Source organism: Micromonospora rubida (assembly GCF_009908295.1).
Classification (GTDB): Bacteria; Actinomycetota; Actinomycetes; order Mycobacteriales; family Micromonosporaceae; genus Micromonospora; species Micromonospora rubida.
Genome location: NZ_JAAALO010000004.1, coordinates 370,087 through 389,269, shown reverse-complemented (window position 1 = coordinate 389,269; position 19,183 = coordinate 370,087). Strand labels below are relative to the sequence as shown.

Here is a 19,183-nt window from a genome sequence, read left to right as displayed (position 1 = left end):
GGGGGCTGGCCGAGGACGCCGCCCAGCACCGCCCCGGGGTGGACCGGGGCGGTGCTGGGCAGGAGTGGAACCGGGGTTCGGTACCGTGTGTGGCCGTGGACACAGCAGAGAAGGCACGGGCGGTCGTCGAGACCGTCGCCCTGAATCCGCTCGACCCGAAGGATCTGCTCCATACCTTCGGGCTGATCGGCGTCTGGGTGATCCTCTTCGCCGAGACGGGTCTGCTCGTCGGCTTCTTCTTCCCGGGTGACTCGTTGCTGTTCCTGGCCGGCGTCGCCGCATCGCCGGTGGCGGACGCGATCTTCGGCGACGGCACCCGGATCTCCCTGGTCGGGCTGCTGATCGGCGGGCCGATCTGCGCGATCGTCGGCGCCCAGCTCGGGCACTGGCTCGGCGCGCGGTACGGCCGGCGGATGTTCGAGCGCCCCAACTCCCGGCTGTTCAAGCGGGAGTACGTGGAGAAGGCGGAGTACTACTTCCAGAAGTTCGGCCCGGCCAAGGCCGTGGTGTTGGCCCGGTTCATCCCGATCGTCCGCACGTTCCTCAACCCGGTGGCCGGGACGCTCGGCATGCCGGCCAAGCAGTTCCTGCTCTGGAACATCGTCGGCGCGGTCCTCTGGGTGGACGGCATCCTGCTGATCGGGTACCTGCTCGCCGAACAGATCTACAACGCGATCGGCGACAAGATCGACCGGTACATCCTGCCGGTGGTCGCGCTGATCATCCTGATCTCGGTGCTGCCGATCTTCTTCGAGTTCCTCCGCGACCGGCGGGCCCGCAAGCGCGGCGAGGTGATGACCGTGGTTGCGGCGGCCAGCGCCGCCGGTGCGGTGGACGCCGTCCGGGACACCGTCGAGCACCACCTTCACCACCACGGCCACGACCGGTCGCCGCAGCAGCCGAACGGGCAGCAGCAGGCACCGCAGCAGCAGTACCCCCAGTACGGGCGGCAGGAGCCGCAGCACCCGCAGCAGCAGCCGCCCTACGGTGGCGGGCGGTGGCCGGAGCAGGGCGAGGGCCGCTGACGTCGCGGGCCGCTACGACGTACACCGATGGCCGGCCCCGCGTTGCGGGACCGGCCATCGGTCGGGCCGTGACGAGTCGACGGCAGACGGATCAACGAGGCAACTGCCGGTGACGCGGCCACGCGTCACCGTCCGGTGGTGACGCCACCCCTGGCACGTCACCCGATGCCGGCCCGAGGCGGGACGGCCCGGAACAGAACCTTGTCGTCAGCGAGCCTTCTTGGTGGCCCGCTTGCGCGGCGGGGTGAGCAGATCCGCGATCGTCGCGATCGCGGACGGCACCAGCCGGTAGTACGCCCAGACACCGCGCTTCTCCCGCTCCAGCAAGCCGGCCTCGGTGAGGATACGCAGGTGGTGACTGACCGTCGGCTGGGAGAGGCCGAGCGGTGCGGTCAGATCGCACACGCACGCCTCGCCCTCGGGCGCCGATTGGATCAGGCTGAGCAGCCGCAGCCGGGCGGGGTCCGCGAGGGCCTTGAGGACCCCCGCGAGCCGCTCGGCGTCGGCACGTTCGATCGGCTCGCCGGCAAGCGGCGAGATCTGAGGCATGGTCATTTCAGCCAACGCAGTTCCCACGTATTCCATCCTTCCACCAGCAGCATCGATCCGCCTGCATATCCGCAGATCCGAATCGGCAAATTTTTAGGCCACAAGGCCGAGGTCAGCCAACGTATAGGCCGCCCGATACGGCAGTCCGGCGGCTCGCACCGCGTCGCCGGCGCCACGATCAACAATAACCGCCACACCCACTACTTCGGCCCCGGCCTCGCGCAACGCTTCAACCGCGGTCAGCACGCTGCCACCGGTGGTTGACGTGTCCTCGACCGCCAACACCCGCCGTCCGGCCACGTCCGGTCCCTCGATGCGGCGTTGCAGACCATGGGCCTTACCCGCTTTACGAACGACGAAAGCATCGATCGACCGGTCGATCGTCGATGCGGCGTGCAGCATTGCGAGGGCGACAGGATCGGCGCCCAGGGTCAGGCCGCCGACGGCGTCGTACTCCCAGTCGGAGGTCAGGTCGAGCAGCACCCGACCGACCAACGGTGCGGCCCGGTGATGGAGCGTGACACGCCGCAGATCGACGTACCAGTCCGCCTCCTGGCCCGAGGAGAGCACCACCCGCCCGTGGACCACGGCTAGGTCGTTGATGAATTTGCGCAGGTCGTCGTGGTCCCCCATGCCGATAGAGGGTACTGCGCAAGTCTGGGAGCCGTGTGCGGGGTCCACCCTGATCAGCCCTGCGGGCGACCGATGGATGGCGATGTTCGGCTACTCTGTGCGATCACCACGCCGGATCCGGCCCGGCGGCCACCACCGGGGCCGGCCGGCCGGGGCTGCGCCGCAGGTCAGCCGGGGCGGCGGTCGTCGCGACCGCGGGTGTCCCGGGCGAACCGGCGCAGCAGGCTCCGAGGCGCGTGCCGCACCCCGGCCACCGCAAGCTTGTAGCGCAGCGACGGCACGCTCACGGAGCGGCCTTTCCGCAGGTCACGAAGGGCTTCGTCGACCACCTGGGCGGCCTCGAGCCACATGAACCGGGGGGTGCCGGACATGTCGATGCCGATCCGCTCGTGCGCGCCGGTGCGGGTGTAGCCAGGGCAAAGGGCCATCACGCGCACCCCGGCGGCGGCGGTGGTCAGGTCGACGGACTCGCTGAACGCGGTGACCCACGCCTTGCTCGCCGGGTACGTCGAGCCCGGCATGACCGGCCCGAAGCCCGCAACCGAAGAGACATTTATCACTGCCCCGCGGCCCCGGCGGGTCATCGGGCCGATCGCGGCGCGGGTCAGCCGCAGCACCGCGTGCACGTTCAGCCGCAGCAGGCGGAACTCGTCCTCTGTCGAGGAACGCAGGAAGGGCTGGTTGAGGCTGATCCCGGCGTTGTTGACCAGCAGCTCGACGGGGCTACCGTCGGCCAGCCGGCGCTCCACGGCCGCGCAGCCGTCGTCGGTGGACAGGTCCGCCGCGACGACCTCGACCGGGTGGCCGTGCCGGCCGGTCAGCTCGGCAGCCACCTCGGCCAGCCGGGCGGCGTCGCGCGCCACCAGCACGAGGGCCCAGCCGTCGGCGGCCAGCCGGCGGGCGAACTCCGCGCCGATGCCGGCGGTCGCGCCGGTCACCAGCGCGCGGCGCTCGGCCGGAACCTGCTCTGACGTCACGGACGGTCCTCAGCGGGGCGGGTACGGGGACATGGCCGGCGGGGGCCCGACCGGGGCCGGCGCGGGGACGCGCCGACGGAACCAGGCGTTGGCGGCCGGCAGGGCCAGCAACGTGGCTACCACAAGGTAACCGAGTGCCTGGCCGACCGAAAGGGCCGCGTTGACCGGAATCCACCAGGACGGATACGCGTCGCCGACCAGGCCGAGCAGTTCGGCGGTGCTCCGGTCGGCACCGGACAGTCGCAACGGCGCGGCCCGCTGGCCGACCAGCGTCGCCAGCCCGCAGCAGCCGAAGACCAGGCCCAGCCCGGAGACCACCCAGGTCGCCGCCCGGGCCCCGGCGCGGCCGGCGAGCAGCCCGAGGGCCAGGCCGACGAGCACGACGCCGACCAGCACGGTCACCGCCGCCGAGGCCAACGTCCCGGCCCGCAGCACGGTGACCAGGTTGTCGATCTCCTCGGGGCCGGCCGCCGTGCCGGCCGCCGCCGCCCGGAACCGGTCGACGGTGCCGCCGAGGACGAGCAGGCCGGCGACTGCGGCGGCCACGGCGCCGACGGCCATCAGCAGCAGCACGGCCGCCGCCAGCCCCACCGCAGCGGGGCGACGGGCCCGCGCCTGTTCGGGGTTCGACACGACAGATCCCTCCGGTAGGCGTCCGGTTGGAACCTACTCGGAGGGATCGTCGGTGTCGCCGTTATGCGCGGCGCACCGCGCCGACGCTCTTCGTGGATCGGTCGGCGTGTCGGCGGCGCCGGCCGGTCAGCTCGACGCGGGCGGGTTCGGTCCCGACGGCGGGCCGCCACCGGGCTGGTCGCCGCCCCCGGCGGGCGGCTGCCCGGGCTGGGACGGGTACCCCGGGTCCGCGGCCCCACCGCTCGGCGGGGCCGACGACGGGCCGGACGCCGGCGGCTGGCCGGGTTGTCCGGGCCCCTGCGGGTGACCCGGAGACTGCGGATAGCCCGGGGTCTCCGGGTAGCCCGGGGCCTGCGGATAGCCAGGGCTCTGCGGATAGCCGGGCGTCTGCGGGTAGCCCGGGGCCTGCGGATAGCCGGGGCTCTGCGGGTAGCCCGGGGCCTGCGGGTAGCCGGGGGTCTGCGGGTACGCCGGGTAGGCGGTCCCCGGGACCGGCGGCTCCCAGCCCTGCTGCGGCTTGCGGAAGAATTCGTTCGCCTTGGGCAGGGCCAGCAGGATCAGCGCGGCCAGCAGGGCCAGCAGCGCGATGACGTTGAGCAGGGTGGTGACCGGGGTCAGCCACGAGGGCAGCGCCTCCTCCAGCCGGCGCTGGATCTCCTCGGCGCTCGGCATGTCGCCCGAGGTCTGGCCGCTGGCGGTCACGCCGCCGGCCAGCCCGCTGATCAGGCCGCCGCCGGTGCAGCAGGCCAGGATGCCGCCGAGCACCCAGGTGGTGATCCGGGCGCCGTTGCGGCCCCGGTTGTTCAGCAGGGCCAGTACCACCAGCCCGACCGCGAGGAGCAGCGTCAGGATGCCCGAGCCGATGCCGATCGCGAAGGTGAAGTCGGCCAGGGTGTCCGCGCCGTTGGCGGAGGTGCCGGAGTAGGCGTCCCGCAGCACGTCGCGGGTCTTGCCGATGGTGGTCAGCGTCAGGATCAGCTGGATCACCTGGATCGCGGCAAAGAGGATCAGCAGGTAGCTGGAAACGGTGACGACGGCCGGACGTGTCCGGGCCGGCGGTGGGCTGTGGGGGTCGACCACGGTGCTCCCTTCCTAAGTCGCGTCCACAACCGTATCGAGTGCAGGCCAGGCTGGCACGACAGGCGGGGTCGGTGGCGCGGCGCGGACCGGGTCAGGCGACCCGGGACAGCCGGCGGTGCTCGGCGGTCACCACGGCGAGCAGGAACAGGTCGGCGCCCAGCGCGGTGACCGCGCCGAACTGGTTGACCGTGAAGTTGAAGATCTGCCCGAACAGCAGGTCGACCAGGATCGCCAGCTTGAACAGCCGGAACGCGTCGACCCGGTCCCGGCGCAGCCGGAACGCCGCCGTGACGCTGAGCACGGCGGTGACCAACGCGGACGCCGAGACAGCGAGCACCGCGCCCCACTCCCGCTCCTGGTCCAGCTCGCCGGTCACCCCGTCCAACAGCACGCCGATCAGCGTCAGGGTCGGATCCGCCACGAGGTAGATCACCACCAGGCTGACCAGCCAGCGCTGGGCGGTCAGCCCGGTGACGAACCGGCGGGCCCGGTCCAGCCAGGGCTGCCAGAACCTGGGCGGCGAGGGCTCCCGGCAAGGCACCGCGTCGAGCAGCCGGGCCACCCCGGCCTCGGTCTGCGCGCCGGAGCCCCGGGCCAGCCGCCGCACCTCCGAACGCCGCCGCTCGGTGAGCCCGCCGATCGACCCGCCGACCACGGCGTCCAGGGCGTTCGCGGCCCGCTCGGCGGGGATCAGCCGGGTGCGCCCGCGTACCGCCTGGGTGATGACCACGAGCAGGGCGAAGACGCCGTAGATGATGCCGGCGGCGGGCGCGTAGAAGTAGTCGGTCTCGACCGTGACGAACTTGCCGACCTCGTCGATGAACAGGCCGAAGCCGAGGCCGCCGAGGATCGCCCCGGTCATCCGGGCCGCGCCGCCGAGGAAGACCAGCGCCGCCGCCAGGCCGGCGGTCATCAGCAGGCCGCCCCAGAGCACGTGCGCGATGTGCAGGCCGCCGCCGCCGAGCTGCGGGTAGTTGGTGGCCCCGAGGTACGCCCGGGTGAGCAGCACCGAGGCCACCCCGGACAGGACGAACGCCTGGAGGTACGCCGCAGCAGCCTCCGCCCGGGGCGGCATCCACCGGCGACGCGACGGTCCGCGCACCATGGCCCCGACCCTAGTAGCCGCGCCACTCGGCGCGGGCGTACTCCAGCACGCGGGGCCGAAGCAGGGTGGAGGCAGGGACGTCGATCCGGCCCCGGTCGGCGGGGAAGTTCGCGGCCGACGCCAACGTCCCGGCGGTGAGGAAGCGCAGCCCCGACACGTCGGCCGAAAGCGCCAGCCCCGGCGGGGTGCCCCCCGGTGTGGCGAGCACGAACCCCCAGTCGCCGAAGCTCGGCACGTCCACGTGGTACGGGGAGGTGGCGAAGCCGGCCTCCCGCACCGACGCCTCGATCGACCAGTACGACTGGGGCGCGAAGTACGGCGAACCGGACTGCACGACCAGCCGCCCGCGCTCGGCGAGCACCGCCCGGATCAGCCCGTAGAACTCGACGGTGTAGAGCTTGGCGGTGGCCGTCTCGTCCGGGTCGGGCAGGTCTGCGACCACCACGTCGAACCGCTCGGTGGCGGCGCGCAGCCAGCCGAACGCGTCGACGTTGACCACCCGCACCCGGGGGTCGGCGAACGCGTCGCCGTTGAGCCGGCGCAGCTGCGGCTCGCTGCGGGCGAGCGCCACCACGGCCGGGTCGAGATCGACCACGGTCACCCGGCGCACGTCGGGGTAGCGCAGGATCTCCCGGACCGCGAGCCCGTCCCCCGCGCCGAGCACCAGCACCTCGCCTCGGGGACCGTTCAGCGCGGGGTGCACAAGCGCCTCGTGGTAGCGGTACTCGTCGATCGAGCTGAACTGGAGATCGCCGTTGAGGAACAGCCGCAGGTCGGTGTCGGCGTGGCCGACCTCCCGCACCGAGCGGGTGAGCACGATCTCCTGGTACCGGCTCCGTTCGGCGTGCACCACCGGGTCCCGGTAGAGCTGCTGCCGGGCGGTCAACTCGAAGTCGTGGGCGGTGATCCACGCGTACCCGAGGCAGAGGGCGACCACGACGGAGCCGGCGCCGACCGCGATCCGCGCCCGGCGGCTCAGCTCCGCGCGGAACACCGTGCAGACCAGCGCGACGCCGGCCACCGCGTTCACCGCGCCGACCACCAGGGCGCCCTTGAGCTGGCCGAAGACGGGCATCAGCAGGAACGGGAAGGCGAGCCCGCCGAGCAGCGCGCCGACGTAGTCGGCGGCGAACAGGTCGGCCACCGCGCTGCCGGCGGACTGTTCCCGGATGCGTTGCAGCATGACCATCAGCAGCGGGATCTCCGCGCCGATCAGCAGGCCGAGCACGAACGCGGTGCCGACCAGCGCCGGGCCGTACATGTCCAGCCAGGCGAAGGCGGCGTACAGGCCGAGCACCGACAGCCCGCCGAGCAGGGCCAGGGCCAGCTCGACCAACGCGAACGCGGCGGCGGCCCGGGACTGCAACGGCTTCGCGGCGAGCGCGCCGACGCCCATCGCGAAGACCATCACGCCGAGCACGATCGACGCCTGGCCGACGGTGTCGCCGATCAGGTAGCTGCCGAGCGCGACGAGGGCCAGCTCGTACACCAGGCCGCAGGCGGCGCAGACGAAGACCGCGACCAGCACCGCCGCGCGGGACAGCCGCCAGTGCGGCCGGGCGGCGGGGGTGCCGTCGGCCGCCGCCGGCGCCTCGGTGGTCATGCCTTCCCCTGGGTACGCCCGGCGGGCGCCTGGGCGCGCTGTCGGCTGCGCTGCACGAATCCGACGGTGAACAGCAGCGCGGTGACCAGCAGCAGCCCGGCGGTGGCGGACAGCCAGCCCCACCGGTCCCGCCAGAAGTCGCTGCCGGCGGCCGGCAGCGGCGACACCGAGGAGCCCGGCGCGGCGGCCGGGGTGGCGGCGGGCTCGGCCACGCCGGCCTCGGCGACCAGCAGGGGCAGCGCCACGGCCGCCCGGCAGACCGCCCAGCCGGGGTCGTCGACGAAGGCGCCGTCGTCCAGCCCGAACCGTTGCAGGCCGTTCTCCACGGCGTACAGGTCGGAGCGGTCGATGTCGGTCGAGCCGGTCACGTCGACGGTCACCGAGTCGCTGCTCTCGCTGCTCTCCGAGGTGTACCTGACCTCGGCGGTCACCTCGACCCAGCGTGGGCAGGCCGGGTTGTCGACCACGGCCACCCCGTCGCCGAGGTTGGAGCCGACGCTGACCACGGAGCCGTAGTAGCTCTCCAGCCGCCAGCCATAGCAGATGCCCTGGCTGGTGGCGGCCTGCGCGAGGATCGGCACGGTGTCGGCACGCTCGTCGGCCGCCGGGGCGGGAACGGTGGTGCCGCCGGAGTCGCCGTTGAGGACGCCGACGCCGATGCAGCCACCGACCACGACGACGGTGACCAGGCCGACGATCCAGCCGGAGGCGGCCGAGGACGACGCCTTCGCCGGCGGCTTGCCCGGCCGCCGGCCGCCCGGGTGAGCTGCGGGGGCCATCAACTGATCGCGGCGGCGATGATCGCGCCGGTGGCGAGGTGCACCACGGCCGACACCCACACGGCGGGGTGCGGCTCCGGGTCGACGAGCAGCTCACCGAGCCGGCCCGGGGTCACCGCGTCGAGGAGCAGAAAGGCGGCGGCCATGATGACCAGGCCGACGATCCCGTACGCCGCCGCGCCGACCAGGCCGATGACGAAGTCGTCCTCACTGGCCACGATCGCCGCGACCACGATGGTGCCGACGCCGAGCAGATTGGAAGAGAGCAGCAGCGCGGCGTTGCGGTTGCGCTCGGTCCAGATCAGCTCGTGGAGCTTGCCGGGGGTGGCCACGTCGACCAGCCCGTAGCCGACGCCCATCAGGACGACGCCGACCACGCCGTAGGCGAGGGTGACCAGCAGATCGATGACGAGGTTCTGCACAGGAGGGCTCCAGGGTGAGGGGTCGGTCGTCGGGCTACTTGCCGGTGCCGGGGCCGCCGCCCCGGACGGTGCTGCCGCGTCCCCAGCCCCAGTGCGACCCGACGGTCGAGTGGTAACGGGGGTAGGCGGTGGTCATGCGTTCGAGCAGGATCACCGAGCCTGCGGCGATCGGCAGGATCACCACCGATTCTTCGTCGTAGCGCAGGTAGACGCCGCTGCCGTCGATGTACTGATCGGCCGGCTTCCAGGCGTCGGTCACCTCGTCGGCGACCTGGCTGGGCGACTTCGACGAGGTGTACGCGACGGCGTTCCCGCCGATGTCCCGGCTGGCCGCCCGGGTGTACCTGTCCTCCACGTAGCCGCGCGGGGAGAAGTTGCCGTAGAAGATCGCGAAGGCGGCGATCAGCGCGCCGACCACGGCGACCGCCGCTCCCACCACGAACCAGGGCCGGTACGTCTTCACAGGGCCACCTCCGCTCGCGACTGCGGGGCTCGCAAACCCGGCTCACTCCTCGCGCTCACAGTTGCCACCACCGTCTCGGTCAGGACCAGCTCGTTGGTCTGGGGGTACGCGTGCCAGGTGCGCCAGGCGACCGTCCCGTGCGGCGGGGCCGGCCGGACCGCGAGGGCGGTCACCGCGTCCGCGTCGCCCGGGAAGACCCCGACCAGGGCGTACGGGTCGTTGGCCAGCTCGGCGCGGAGCGCGGCGACCCGGTCGCTCAGCTCCGTGCCCGCCGGCCGCAGCACCGTGGCGGTGAACCGGTAGCCGTTCGCCTCGTCGAGCCTCGTGGCGGGCAGCTCGGGCGGGTGGCCGGGCAGGCAGGCCACGGTCTCGGTCAGCTCGACGCCCGCCGCGCGGAGCACCACCTGGTGGGAGGCGCCGAGCAGGCGCAGCCGCAGCCGGACGCCGGCGGGCAGGTCGAGGTCGAGCACGTGCAGCGCGGGGCGCTCCGCGTCGCCGAGGGCGAGGCTGAGGTCGGCGGCGCTGGTGTCGACGTACGGGGCGTCGAGGGTGACCAGCACGGTCAGCTCACCTTCCCGGGGCCGGCCTGCGGGTAGATCATCACCTCTGAGCGGTGCAGCACCTCGCCCCGGGCCACCTCCCACGCGGCGTTGCCGTACGCCTCGAAGGAGAGCCGGAGGGCGCCCGGGCCCCGGTAGTCGTGGTAGCGCATGGCGCCGGACGGGTCGAGGCCGGTGGTCCCGGTGCCGGTGAAGAGCGCGTGCCCGGACTCGTTGCTGGTGTACCGGTGGCCGTCGAGGTCGACGGTCGGCGGGCCAGGGGTGAGGGTGAGCGCCGGGTCGGTCTTCCAGAACACCAGCTCCAGGTCCGGGTCCTCCTCGACGGAGAGCCAGAGCTGGCCGCCGCCGGCGTCGTCGAGCAGGTGCTCCGACCAGGTCCAGCTGCCCTCCTTGATCAGCACCGAGCCGCGTACCGCGTACGACGTCCCACGGACCTCGACGATGTCGCCGGGGCTCAGCCGGCGCGGGTCGCCCCGCAGCGCGTCGGCGTCCCGGTCGCGGAACGGGTCGGTCGGGCCGGGGTGCCGGGGTTGCTTGGTCCGGGACCGCCGAACCGCCACCACGGCGACGACGATCCCGGCCACCGCGATGAGGCAGCCCGCCGCCGTCACCAGATATGCCACCGATCCGTTCAATCCGATCGCCTCCCCAGTTGCGTCGGCGGAGACGGTAACAACCCTGCGCACGCGGGGGAACCTGGCGACCGCTGAGTAAGGGCTCAGCTACCTGGTGCTGCGGGCGGATCGGTGGCCGGCGGCCCGGCCGGCGCGGGGGTCGAACCGGGCGGCACTGACGCCGGACCTGCCGGGCCGGGCGATGTCGGGGGGTAGGCGAGGTGCAGGGCCGGGTCGGGGCAGATCAGGTACCCCGGCGGGACCGGATACCCGGCCGGCACCCAGGCGCCCGCCGGCGGGAGCGGGGCGGTGGGCCAGCCGGCGTACGGCACCGGGGCGGTGGGCCAGCCGGCGTACGGCACCGGGCCGGCCGGCTGTGCCCGAGGGCGGAAGTACTGGTTCGCGGGCGGCAGGGAGACCAGCAGCACCACGGTCGCGGTGAGCAGCAGCACGGTCAGCATGCTGATCCCGAAGATCGGGAAGAGCACCTCGCCGGGTGACTCCTGCCGGCCGTACAGGGTCTCCAGGAACCTCGACTCCTGCCAGAAGTCCTCCTCGGGGAGCGGCTCCCCCTCGGGGCCCAGCCCCTCGGAGAACCCGAGCGCGAGGATGAACGGGAACAGCAGCGCGCCGGAGCACACCGAACCGAGACAGAGCAGCAGTTGCCCGCCGCCGGAGACGAAGACCAGGATGCGCGCGACGTTGCGCCCGCGCAGCAGCGGCAGCGCGGTGCCGGCGAGCCAGCCGGCGAGCAGCAGGATGGAACTGCCCTGGAAGACCGAGCCGAAGACGTTGCCGTCCCGCTCGTCGCGCACTTCGGCGGGGTCCGCGTCCGGCACCAGTCGGGCCGCCCGGCTGATCTCGCCGTCGAAGCGCACCGCCTCGTACACCACCAGGGCGACCAGGCCGAGCAGAATCAGCACGGTGGCGACCTGGAGCCAGCAGGCGACGGTGACCGAGGTCGGTCGGGGCGGACGGACCGGGGCGGCCACGGGTGCGGTCATGGCAGGACCGTACGGCCGGCGGCCGGTGGTCGGCAGCCCCGATCGGTCAGCGTCGGCCCGGCTGGTCGATCAACCCTCGGCGAGCCGGTCGGCGGCGTACTCGCCGAGCGCGGTCCGGCCCATGACGCAGCCGCCGAAGGTGGTGAACTCGGCCGGCTCGTCGCGCAGTGACTCCCACGCCGTCCGCGCGCCCGCCGGATCGACCCGGCCGAGCAGCGTCGCCGCGTACGCCCGGCCGGCCGGCGAGCCGTGTTCCAGCAGCCAGTCGACCTTCCGCCGGGCCTGCTCCGGGTGCGCGTCGAGCTGCCGCTCGACCTCCTGGTACGCCTCGGTCACCGGCAACAGCGTGCCGGCGAAGCCCACCCCGCCGAACGCGAGGGTGTCGGCCTTCGCCAGCTCCCGCACCGCCGCGTCGAGCTCCTTGTTTCCGCGTCCGAACATGCCCACCTCCATACCCGATCGAGCGGGAAGGCCCCCTGTCAACGCCGAAACGTTGCACAGGGGGCCCCTTTCGACACCTGGGCGGCGGCGTCAGGCGGTGACGGTCAGGCCGTTCCCGCCGTCGGCCAGGTCGACACTCACCGTGTCGCCGTCGCGGACCGTGCCGGAGAGAAGCGCCCTGGCGAGCTGGTCGCCGATGGCGGACTGCACCAGCCGGCGCAGCGGGCGGGCCCCGTAGATCGGGTCGTACCCGTGCTCGGCGAGCCAGCCGCGGGCCGCCCCGGTGATCTCCAGGCCGAGCCGGCGGTCGGCCAGCCGCCGACGCATCCGCTCAAGCTGGATGTCCACGATCGCCCGCAGGTCGTCCCCGTGCAGCGCGGCGAAGACCACGATGTCGTCGAGCCGGTTGAGGAACTCCGGCTTGAAGTGCGACCGGACCACCGCGAGGACGCCCTCCCGGCGCTGCTCCTCGGCCATCGTCAGGTCGCCGATCACCGACGACCCGAGGTTGGAGGTGAGGATCAGGATCGCGTTGCGGAAGTCCACCGTGCGGCCCTGGCCGTCGGTGAGCCGACCGTCGTCGAGCACCTGGAGCAGCACGTCGAACACGTCGGGGTGGGCCTTCTCCACCTCGTCCAGCAGGATCACCGAGTACGGCCGGCGGCGCACCGCCTCGGTGAGCTGGCCGCCCTCCTCGTAGCCGACGTACCCGGGCGGGGCGCCGACGAGGCGGGCGACGGAGTGCTTCTCGCCGTACTCGCTCATGTCGATGCGGACCATGGCCCGCTCGTCGTCGAAGAGGAACTCCGCGAGCGTCTTGGCCAGCTCGGTCTTGCCGACGCCGGTCGGGCCGAGGAACAGGAAGCTGCCGGTCGGGCGGTCCGGGTCGGCGACGCCGGCCCGGGCCCGGCGGACCGCGTCGGAGACGGCGGCGACGGCCTCGGACTGGCCGACCACCCGGGAGCCCAGCGACTCCTCCATCCGGAGCAGCTTGGCGGCCTCGCCCTCCAGCAGCCGGCCGGCGGGGATGCCGGTCCAGGAGGCGACCACCGCGGCGATGTCGTCCGCGCCGACCTCCTCCTTGAGCATCGCGCCCTCGGCCTGGAGCCGGGCCAGCTCCTCCTCGGCCTTCGCCAGGTCGGCGTTGAGCGCGGGAATCCGGCCGTAGCGCAGCTCGGCGGCCCGCTCCAGCTCGCCGTCGCGCTCGGCCCGCTCGGCCTCGCCGCCGAGCCGCTCCAGCTCCTCCTTGGCCGTGGAGAGCCGGGTGATGTGGTCCTTCTCCACATGCCAGCGCTCGGACAGCGCGGTGAGCTGCTCGCGCTTGTCGGCCAGCTCCTTGCGCAGCCGCTCCAGCCGCTCCGCGGAGGCGGCGTCCGGCTCCTTGGCCAGCGCCATCTCCTCGATCTCCAGCCGGCGCACCGCCCGCTCGATCTCGTCCACCTCGACCGGCCGGGAGTCGATCTCCATGCGCAACCGGGACGCGGACTCGTCGACCAGGTCGATGGCCTTGTCCGGCAGGAACCGTTCGGTGATGTACCGGTCGGACAGGGATGCGGCGGCGACCAGGGCGGCGTCGGTGATCCGTACGCCGTGGTGCACCTCGTAGCGCTCCTTGAGGCCGCGCAGGATGCCGATGGTGTCCTCGATGGTCGGCTCGCCGACGAGCACCGGCTGGAAGCGGCGCTCCAGGGCCGGGTCCTTCTCGATGTGCTCGCGGTACTCGTCGAGGGTGGTCGCGCCGACCATCCGCAGCTCGCCGCGCGCCAGCATCGGCTTGAGCATGTTGCCGGCGTCCATCGAGCCCTCGCCCTTGCCGGCACCGACGACGGTGTGCAGCTCGTCGAGGAAGGTGATGACCTGGCCGTTGGAGTTCTTGATCTCCTCCAGCACAGACTTCAGGCGCTCCTCGAACTGCCCCCGGTACTGCGCGCCGGCCACCATCGCGCCGAGGTCGAGCGAGACCAGCTTCTTGCCCCGCAGCGACTCGGGCACGTCGCCGGCCACGATCCGCTGGGCCAGCCCCTCGACGATCGCCGTCTTGCCGACGCCGGGCTCGCCGATCAGCACCGGATTGTTCTTGGTGCGCCGGGACAGCACCTGGATCACCCGGCGGATCTCGGAGTCCCGGCCGATCACCGGGTCGATCTTGCCGTCCCGCGCGCTGGCGGTCAGGTCGACGCCGTACTTGGTCAGGGCCTGGTAGGTCTGCTCCGGGTCGGCGGTGGTGACCCGCCGGTCCCCACCCCGGACGGTCGGGAAGGCTGCGACCAGGTTGTCCTCGGTCGCGCCGGCGTTCTTCAGCGCGCCGGCGACCGCGCCGCCGACCCGGGCCAGGCCGGCGAGCAGGTGCTCGGTCGAGGTGTACTCGTCGCCCAACGGCCGGGCGATCTGCTCGGCGGCGCCGATGGCGTTGACGAACTCGCGGGCCAGGGTGGGCTCGGCGAGGCTGGAGCCCCGGGCTGCCGGCAGGCCGTCGACCGCGCGCTGGGCGGCCCGGCGCAGCTCGGCGGGGTCGGCCCCGGCGGCGCGCAGCAGGCCCGCGGCGGTCGATCCCTCGGTGTCCAGCAGCGACAGCAGCAGGTGCCAGGGCTCCACGGTGGCGTGGCCGCGCTGGTTCGCCAACGCGACGGCACCGGTGATGGTTTCGCGGCTCTTGGTGGTGAGACGTTCCGTGTTCATGGGCTCCCCCGGATCGGCGTGTCCACTAGGAAGGACACAACCAGAGTTGAGCCTATTCCGCTCAACCCTGGGGATGTGAACTGGGTCACTTGCGCTGCTTCCAGCGCCAGTCGAGCTCCCCGGCGGCCGGCGGCGGCCGGGGCCGCTCCGGGCCGCCGCCGGCCGCCGAGAGACCAGCCAGCAGCACCGCGAGGTGACGCCGGCGCAACTGCCGGGTGCGCTCCGGATCGGGTACGCGGATCGCGGCGCACCCCTCCAGCAGCAGCCCGACGTCCTGCACCACCACATCGGCGCGCAGCCGCCCGGCGGCCTGGGCCCGTTCGACCAGCGCGGCGGTCAACTCGCCGGACCGCGCCGCGTCCTGCCCCATCTCCGGGGTCGGCGCGAAAGTGCCGGCCAGGTGCACGGTCAGCGAGTGCACGTCGGCGTCGACCACCCGCCCCAGGAAGCCGACGAGGCCCTGCCAGCCGTCCGGGTCGGCGACCGCCACCTCGACCTCGGCGACGTACCGGCGTAGCCCGTCGTGGCAGAGCCGGCGGAGCAGGTCCTCCTTGCTCGCGTACCGCCGGTAGAGGGCGCTGATGCCGACGCCGGCGCGGTCGGCGACGGCGGCGATCGGGGCCTTCGGGTCGTCGAGGAAGACGGCGCGGGCGGCCTCCAGGATCACGGCGTCGTTGCGGGCGGCCTGGGCCCGCCGCCCGGCGAGCGGCGGGGTGGGGGCGGCGTCGGCGGAGTTCGTCATGACACCAAGGCTAGCAGCGGAACGGATCGCTCCGCTCTGATAGAGTCTCTACTGAAACAGAGCGAAGCATTCCGTTCCGAAGGAGTCGCCGTGATCGACACCACCGTCCGCCCGTACCGCGTCGAGGTCCCGCAGGCCGCGCTGGACGACCTGGCCGACCGCCTGAGCCGGACCGTCTGGCCGCACGAGCTGCCGGGCACCACCGGCGAGTACGGCATGACCACCGCCCGGGTCCGCGCCCTGGCCGAGCGCTGGCGGGACGGGTTCGACTGGCGGGCCGTGGAGGCGCGGCTCAACGCCCACCCGCAGTTCGTCACCGAGATCGACGGCGAGGACATCCACTTCCTGCACGTCCGGTCGTCCCGGGCCGACGCAACCCCGCTGGTGCTCACCCACGGCTGGCCCGGCTCCGTGCTGGAGTACCTGGACGTGATCGCCCCGCTCACCGAGCCCACCGATCCGCAGGCCCCGGCGTTCCACCTGGTGATCCCGTCGCTGCCGGGCTTCGGCTTCTCCGGCCCCACCCGCAGCGCCGGCTGGAACCGCTACCGCACGGCCCGCGCCTGGGCCGAGCTGATGAACCGCCTCGGGTACGACCGCTACGGCGCGGTCGGCAACGACGGCGGCTCGCTCGTCTCGCCCGAGGTCGGCCGGTTCGACCCCGAACACGTCGTCGGGGTGCACGTCACCCAGCTCTTCTCGTTCCCGTCCGGCGACCCGGCCGAGTTCGCGGGGCTGTCCGAGGCCGACCATGTGGCGCTCAAGCACCTCCAGTGGTTCTACGAGAACAAGTTCTCCTTCAACCAGGTGCACAGCCAGCAGCCGCAGACCCTGGCCTTCGCCGTGGCCGACTCGCCGGTCGGGCTGCTGGCCTGGAACGCCCAACTCTTCGACACCAGCCTGGACGCCGACTTCGTCCTGGCCAACGTGGCGATCTACTGGTTCACCGGCACCGCCGCCTCGGCCATGCGCTTCTACTGGGAGGACGCGCACGCCACCGAGCAGCCCGCCGGGCCGACCACGGTGCCGACCGGGCTGGCGATGTTCCCCGGAGACTTCCAGTCGATCCGCCGCTTCGCCGACCGGGACCACGCCAACATCGTCAGCTGGCACTCCTTCGACGCCGGCCCGGGCGACCGGGGCGATGTCGGCGGCCACTACGCCGCCCACGAGGCGACCGACGTGCTGGTCGGCGACATCCGCCAGTTCTTCGCCGCCCTCCGCTGACCACCCCGGCCGGGGACTCCTGCGGGAGGCCGCAGTCAGCGGGGCACACGCGCCGCGCAGGGCGTCTCGTGCTCGGCCCGCAGCACACACCGCCGCCCACCATCGAGCCTGCGGTCGCAGAACACGCGGTGGCGTACCCCCTGGTTGTCCTCGGGCGAGACGGTGGTCTCGCCGGGATCGACGGGGGCGATGATGGCCAGCGAGCGGACGGCGGTCCGGGCCAGAATCTTGGCGCGGGCCAGATCGGCCGCCGTCACCGGCAGGTGGATGACGTACCGGCTGCTCACGGACGCCGCCGGGTCAGGTCACGCGCGGCGGGTGCCTGGCGCGACTGCCACTCCCGCAGCGCCGCCTTGATCCGGGCGACCTCCTCGCGGCTGCGCGCCAGCGCCGCGTAGGCGGCGGCCAGGTCGGCGGCGACCCGGTCGAGGAACTCGGCGACCTCCACCGGGTCCGCGCCGCGCCGGCGCGGCGTGAAGGTCCGGCTCCGCACCTGCCAGGGTCGCAGGGGAAGGCACGAGCGGTACGCGCCGGCCGGCGGCCGGTTGCGCGGACCTTGCCCGACGGGCCGGGCAGCACCGACGGGCCGGTGGGCTGCCGAGTGTGGCCCGGCGTGCCGGCGGCTGAGCAGGGATCGCAGAAGCGTACGCACCACAGGTTGTCCTTTCCTCGACGACTCGGTGTGCGATGCCGGAAGGGGCGGTCGGTCGACACGGCCGACCGACCGCCCGGCCCTGCTCTCAACAGCCGCCAAGCCGCAGGCGAGCAGGACCACCGGGAGGTCGGGACGGTCGACCAGGGAATGCCGTCCCGCCTCGTCGAGCGCCCTCAGTGCCATCCGGGAGCGTTCAACAGCAACCTTCAATCGGTACCGGTTGTAGGTCAACGACCAACCACCAATTGCTTGAGGTTGGAGGTGGTGCCGTGATCGAATGGGCATGCCATCCGGGGAGTGTGCATGCCCAAGCAGCAGTACCAGGTGCTCGCAGACGAGCTACGAAGCAAGATCGAATCAGGCGACTGGCCGCCCGGCGCGAAGCTGCCGAGTCGGTCGCAACTCTGCAAGGATTACGGCGTGTCGGACACGGTGGTCGGGAAGGCCATGATGATCCTCCGCGCGACCGGGCTGACCGAGACACTCGAAGGGGTGGGCGTCTTCGTGGCGGAGAAGCAGTAGGTCCTGCTACCAGGAGTTGTCGCCATGCCCCGAGTTCCCGACCGTCAGCGCATCGCCCAGGACATCCGAGACAAGATCGCCTCGGGTGAGTACAACCCGGGCGACAAGCTGCCGTCGCTGCGCGAGATGATCGCCCACTACGGAGTCTCCGCCGAGCCGGTGCGCTCCGCCCTGCTCGTCCTCCAGGCCGAAGGGCTGATCGAAGGACACCAGGGCAAGGGCACCTACGTCAGCCCTCGCCCCCGGCCACCTGAATCACGGATCCGCCACGGCGTCGGGGCGACCCGATAGCGCAGACGGGGCAGCTCCGCAGGCGGCGAAACAGGGCCTCCACCGGCGCGGCGCAACCGGCGTCCGCGCGAGCCGGCCGCTCAGGCCGGCCCCAGCACCACCCGCACCCAGCCGCGGCTGCCGACCGGCCCCGAGGCCAGCAGCACCTCGTCGGAGGCGCGGCCCAGCACCGTGCCGTCGTCCAGCAGGGTCAGGTAGTGCTCGGGGCCGAGCGGCCAGTCGAGCCGGTCGTACCGGCCGTCGGCGACCACGCCCACGCCGTCCGGGCCGCTGACGGCGAACCGGCCGGTGGTCAGGGGCACCACCGAGAGCGCCCGCGCCGGATGCCCCTCGGCGGGCACGGGTGTCCACCGCCCCAGATATCGCCAGAGGGTGGGAAATCTCGTCCGGTCCGGCGGCCACCCAATCAGCCGCGCCTCGCCGTCCGGCCCGGCCACCGGTCGCAGCATTCCGACCTCGCCACCGGACGCCGGCACCGCCGTCCGCTGCCAGCTCCGCCCGCCGTCGGGCGAGATCGCCGCGTACGGTTTCCCGCCGTCGACGCCCCCCGCCACCAGCAGGCCACGGGTCTCGACGATGCCGTGCAGATCGGGCACCGGCGGCTGGGCTGGCAGGGGTGTCATCCGCTGCCCCTGCCAGCGAACCGCCCGGCCGGTGGCCTCGTCGATCTGGAACCGGCCCTGGGCGGCCTGCCACACGGCCGGGGCCCGCTCCCCGCCGGTGTGCGCGAAGGTCACGCCGCCGTCGGTGGAGGTGTACCAGTCGCCGGGCCCGACGGAGATCGCCAGCCCGCCCGGGGCGACGTGGAGCTGCGGGTTCTCGGAGACCGGGTGCGGATGCCGGAGCCGCCGCCAGGTGCGCCCGCCATCGGTGGTGGCGTAGAGCAGCGCCGGGCAACTCCGGTCCACCGGCGGGCCGCAGCTGAATTGGGCGTACCCGCGCTCGGCGGTGACGAACTCGACGTACGGCGCCTCGTACCGCTGGCCGACGGCGACCCGGACCTCGCGTACCTCGACGTCGGAGACCGTGGGGGACGACGCCGGCGCGGTGGTCGCCGGATTGGGCGGAGGGGCCGCCCGGTCCGGGGGTGGCTGACGGACAGGCCCGATCGAACAGGCCGTCATCAGTGGCATGAGCAGCACGGCGACCGCCCATCGGAGGAACCGACCATTCATCGAC

At 73.0% G+C, this 19,183-nt stretch carries 23 protein-coding genes; 4 read left to right on the top strand and 19 right to left on the bottom strand.

All coding sequences use genetic code 11. The features are described from left to right. Positions 1-89 precede the first annotated feature (89 nt). Positions 90-1,025 carry a DedA family protein gene (locus GVV04_RS16155; protein WP_328822419.1) on the top strand — a complete coding sequence of 312 codons (936 nt, stop codon included), beginning with the start codon at positions 90-92 and terminating at the stop codon, positions 1,023-1,025. A gap of 207 nt (positions 1,026-1,232) precedes the next feature. On the opposite strand, the gene GVV04_RS16150 is transcribed toward GVV04_RS16155, so the two are convergent. The 16 genes from GVV04_RS16150 to GVV04_RS16075 all read right to left on the bottom strand — a co-directional run bounded on the left by GVV04_RS16150 (position 1,233) and on the right by GVV04_RS16075 (position 15,309). After that, positions 1,233-1,610 (bottom strand): ArsR/SmtB family transcription factor, encoded by a 378-nt coding sequence (locus tag GVV04_RS16150; protein WP_007454255.1) that lies wholly within the window; start codon positions 1,608-1,610, stop codon positions 1,233-1,235. Positions 1,611-1,667: 57 nt separating this feature from the next. Next, positions 1,668-2,207 carry an orotate phosphoribosyltransferase gene (pyrE, locus tag GVV04_RS16145; protein WP_161688851.1) on the bottom strand — a complete coding sequence of 180 codons (540 nt, stop codon included), beginning with the start codon at positions 2,205-2,207 and terminating at the stop codon, positions 1,668-1,670. Positions 2,208-2,374: 167 nt separating this feature from the next. Continuing rightward, positions 2,375-3,184, bottom strand: coding sequence for an SDR family NAD(P)-dependent oxidoreductase (locus GVV04_RS16140; RefSeq protein WP_161688850.1), 810 nt, complete (start codon positions 3,182-3,184; stop codon positions 2,375-2,377). Positions 3,185-3,193: 9 nt separating this feature from the next. Further along, complete coding sequence (locus tag GVV04_RS16135; RefSeq protein ID WP_161688849.1) at positions 3,194-3,817, bottom strand: hypothetical protein; 624 nt, start codon at positions 3,815-3,817, stop codon at positions 3,194-3,196. Between the two features lie 126 nt (positions 3,818-3,943). Then, entirely contained in the window at positions 3,944-4,897 is a 954-nt protein-coding gene (locus GVV04_RS16130) for a hypothetical protein (RefSeq protein WP_161688848.1), read from the bottom strand. A gap of 91 nt (positions 4,898-4,988) precedes the next feature. Next, a complete protein-coding gene (locus tag GVV04_RS16125; protein ID WP_161689417.1) occupies positions 4,989-5,972 on the bottom strand; it encodes a hypothetical protein in 984 nt (327 codons plus the stop codon). A 40-nt stretch (positions 5,973-6,012) separates the two neighbouring features. Next, a complete protein-coding gene (locus GVV04_RS16120) occupies positions 6,013-7,605 on the bottom strand; it encodes a polyamine aminopropyltransferase (protein ID WP_161688847.1) in 1,593 nt (530 codons plus the stop codon). Then, complete coding sequence (locus GVV04_RS16115; protein ID WP_161688846.1) at positions 7,602-8,384, bottom strand: hypothetical protein; 783 nt, start codon at positions 8,382-8,384, stop codon at positions 7,602-7,604. The genes GVV04_RS16120 and GVV04_RS16115 overlap by 4 nt, the downstream gene beginning before the upstream one ends. Further along, the gene (locus GVV04_RS16110) at positions 8,384-8,806 is read right to left on the bottom strand and encodes a DUF350 domain-containing protein (RefSeq protein WP_117667987.1); all 423 of its coding nucleotides are present in this window, start codon (positions 8,804-8,806) and stop codon (positions 8,384-8,386) included. The genes GVV04_RS16115 and GVV04_RS16110 overlap by 1 nt, the downstream gene beginning before the upstream one ends. Positions 8,807-8,840: 34 nt before the next feature. After that, a complete protein-coding gene (locus GVV04_RS16105; RefSeq protein WP_161688845.1) occupies positions 8,841-9,269 on the bottom strand; it encodes a DUF4247 domain-containing protein in 429 nt (142 codons plus the stop codon). Beyond that, positions 9,266-9,829, bottom strand: a complete 564-nt coding sequence (locus GVV04_RS16100; RefSeq protein ID WP_161688844.1) for a DUF2617 family protein — start codon at positions 9,827-9,829, stop codon at positions 9,266-9,268. Before GVV04_RS16100 ends, GVV04_RS16105 begins: the two co-directional genes overlap by 4 nt. 2 nt (positions 9,830-9,831) lie before the next feature. Then, on the bottom strand, positions 9,832-10,464 hold the full coding sequence (locus GVV04_RS16095) for a DUF4178 domain-containing protein (protein ID WP_161689416.1): 633 nt from the start codon (positions 10,462-10,464) through the stop codon (positions 9,832-9,834). 83 nt (positions 10,465-10,547) lie between these two features. Beyond that, on the bottom strand, positions 10,548-11,447 hold the full coding sequence (locus GVV04_RS16090) for a hypothetical protein (protein WP_161688843.1): 900 nt from the start codon (positions 11,445-11,447) through the stop codon (positions 10,548-10,550). 69 nt (positions 11,448-11,516) lie between these two features. Next, complete coding sequence (locus GVV04_RS16085; protein ID WP_161688842.1) at positions 11,517-11,888, bottom strand: hypothetical protein; 372 nt, start codon at positions 11,886-11,888, stop codon at positions 11,517-11,519. A gap of 90 nt (positions 11,889-11,978) precedes the next feature. Then, positions 11,979-14,567: an ATP-dependent chaperone ClpB gene (gene clpB, locus GVV04_RS16080; RefSeq protein WP_161688841.1), complete on the bottom strand. Its 2,589-nt coding sequence runs from the start codon at positions 14,565-14,567 to the stop codon at positions 11,979-11,981. Between the two features lie 85 nt (positions 14,568-14,652). Further along, the gene (locus tag GVV04_RS16075) at positions 14,653-15,309 is read right to left on the bottom strand and encodes a TetR/AcrR family transcriptional regulator (RefSeq protein ID WP_161688840.1); all 657 of its coding nucleotides are present in this window, start codon (positions 15,307-15,309) and stop codon (positions 14,653-14,655) included. A 90-nt stretch (positions 15,310-15,399) separates the two neighbouring features. On the opposite strand from GVV04_RS16075, the gene GVV04_RS16070 reads away from it, so the two are divergent. Further along, positions 15,400-16,536, top strand: a complete 1,137-nt coding sequence (locus tag GVV04_RS16070; RefSeq protein WP_161688839.1) for an epoxide hydrolase family protein — start codon at positions 15,400-15,402, stop codon at positions 16,534-16,536. A 35-nt stretch (positions 16,537-16,571) separates the two neighbouring features. Here the strand turns inward: GVV04_RS16070 and GVV04_RS16065 are convergent, their stop codons facing one another. Together GVV04_RS16065 and GVV04_RS33150 are read right to left on the bottom strand one after the other, a co-directional pair. Continuing rightward, complete coding sequence (locus GVV04_RS16065; RefSeq protein ID WP_161688838.1) at positions 16,572-16,823, bottom strand: hypothetical protein; 252 nt, start codon at positions 16,821-16,823, stop codon at positions 16,572-16,574. Next, positions 16,820-17,188, bottom strand: coding sequence for a DivIVA domain-containing protein (locus GVV04_RS33150; protein ID WP_328822456.1), 369 nt, complete (start codon positions 17,186-17,188; stop codon positions 16,820-16,822). Before GVV04_RS33150 ends, GVV04_RS16065 begins: the two co-directional genes overlap by 4 nt. 306 nt (positions 17,189-17,494) lie before the next feature. Here GVV04_RS33150 and GVV04_RS16055 point away from each other — a divergent pair, with 306 nt between their 5' ends. Beyond that, the gene (locus tag GVV04_RS16055) at positions 17,495-17,713 is read left to right on the top strand and encodes a winged helix-turn-helix domain-containing protein (protein WP_161688836.1); all 219 of its coding nucleotides are present in this window, start codon (positions 17,495-17,497) and stop codon (positions 17,711-17,713) included. A gap of 24 nt (positions 17,714-17,737) precedes the next feature. After that, on the top strand, positions 17,738-18,004 hold the full coding sequence (locus GVV04_RS16050; RefSeq protein ID WP_161688835.1) for a winged helix-turn-helix domain-containing protein: 267 nt from the start codon (positions 17,738-17,740) through the stop codon (positions 18,002-18,004). A gap of 80 nt (positions 18,005-18,084) precedes the next feature. On the opposite strand, the gene GVV04_RS16045 is transcribed toward GVV04_RS16050, so the two are convergent. Beyond that, entirely contained in the window at positions 18,085-19,179 is a 1,095-nt protein-coding gene (locus GVV04_RS16045; protein ID WP_161688834.1) for a beta propeller repeat protein, read from the bottom strand. Positions 19,180-19,183 lie beyond the last annotated feature (4 nt).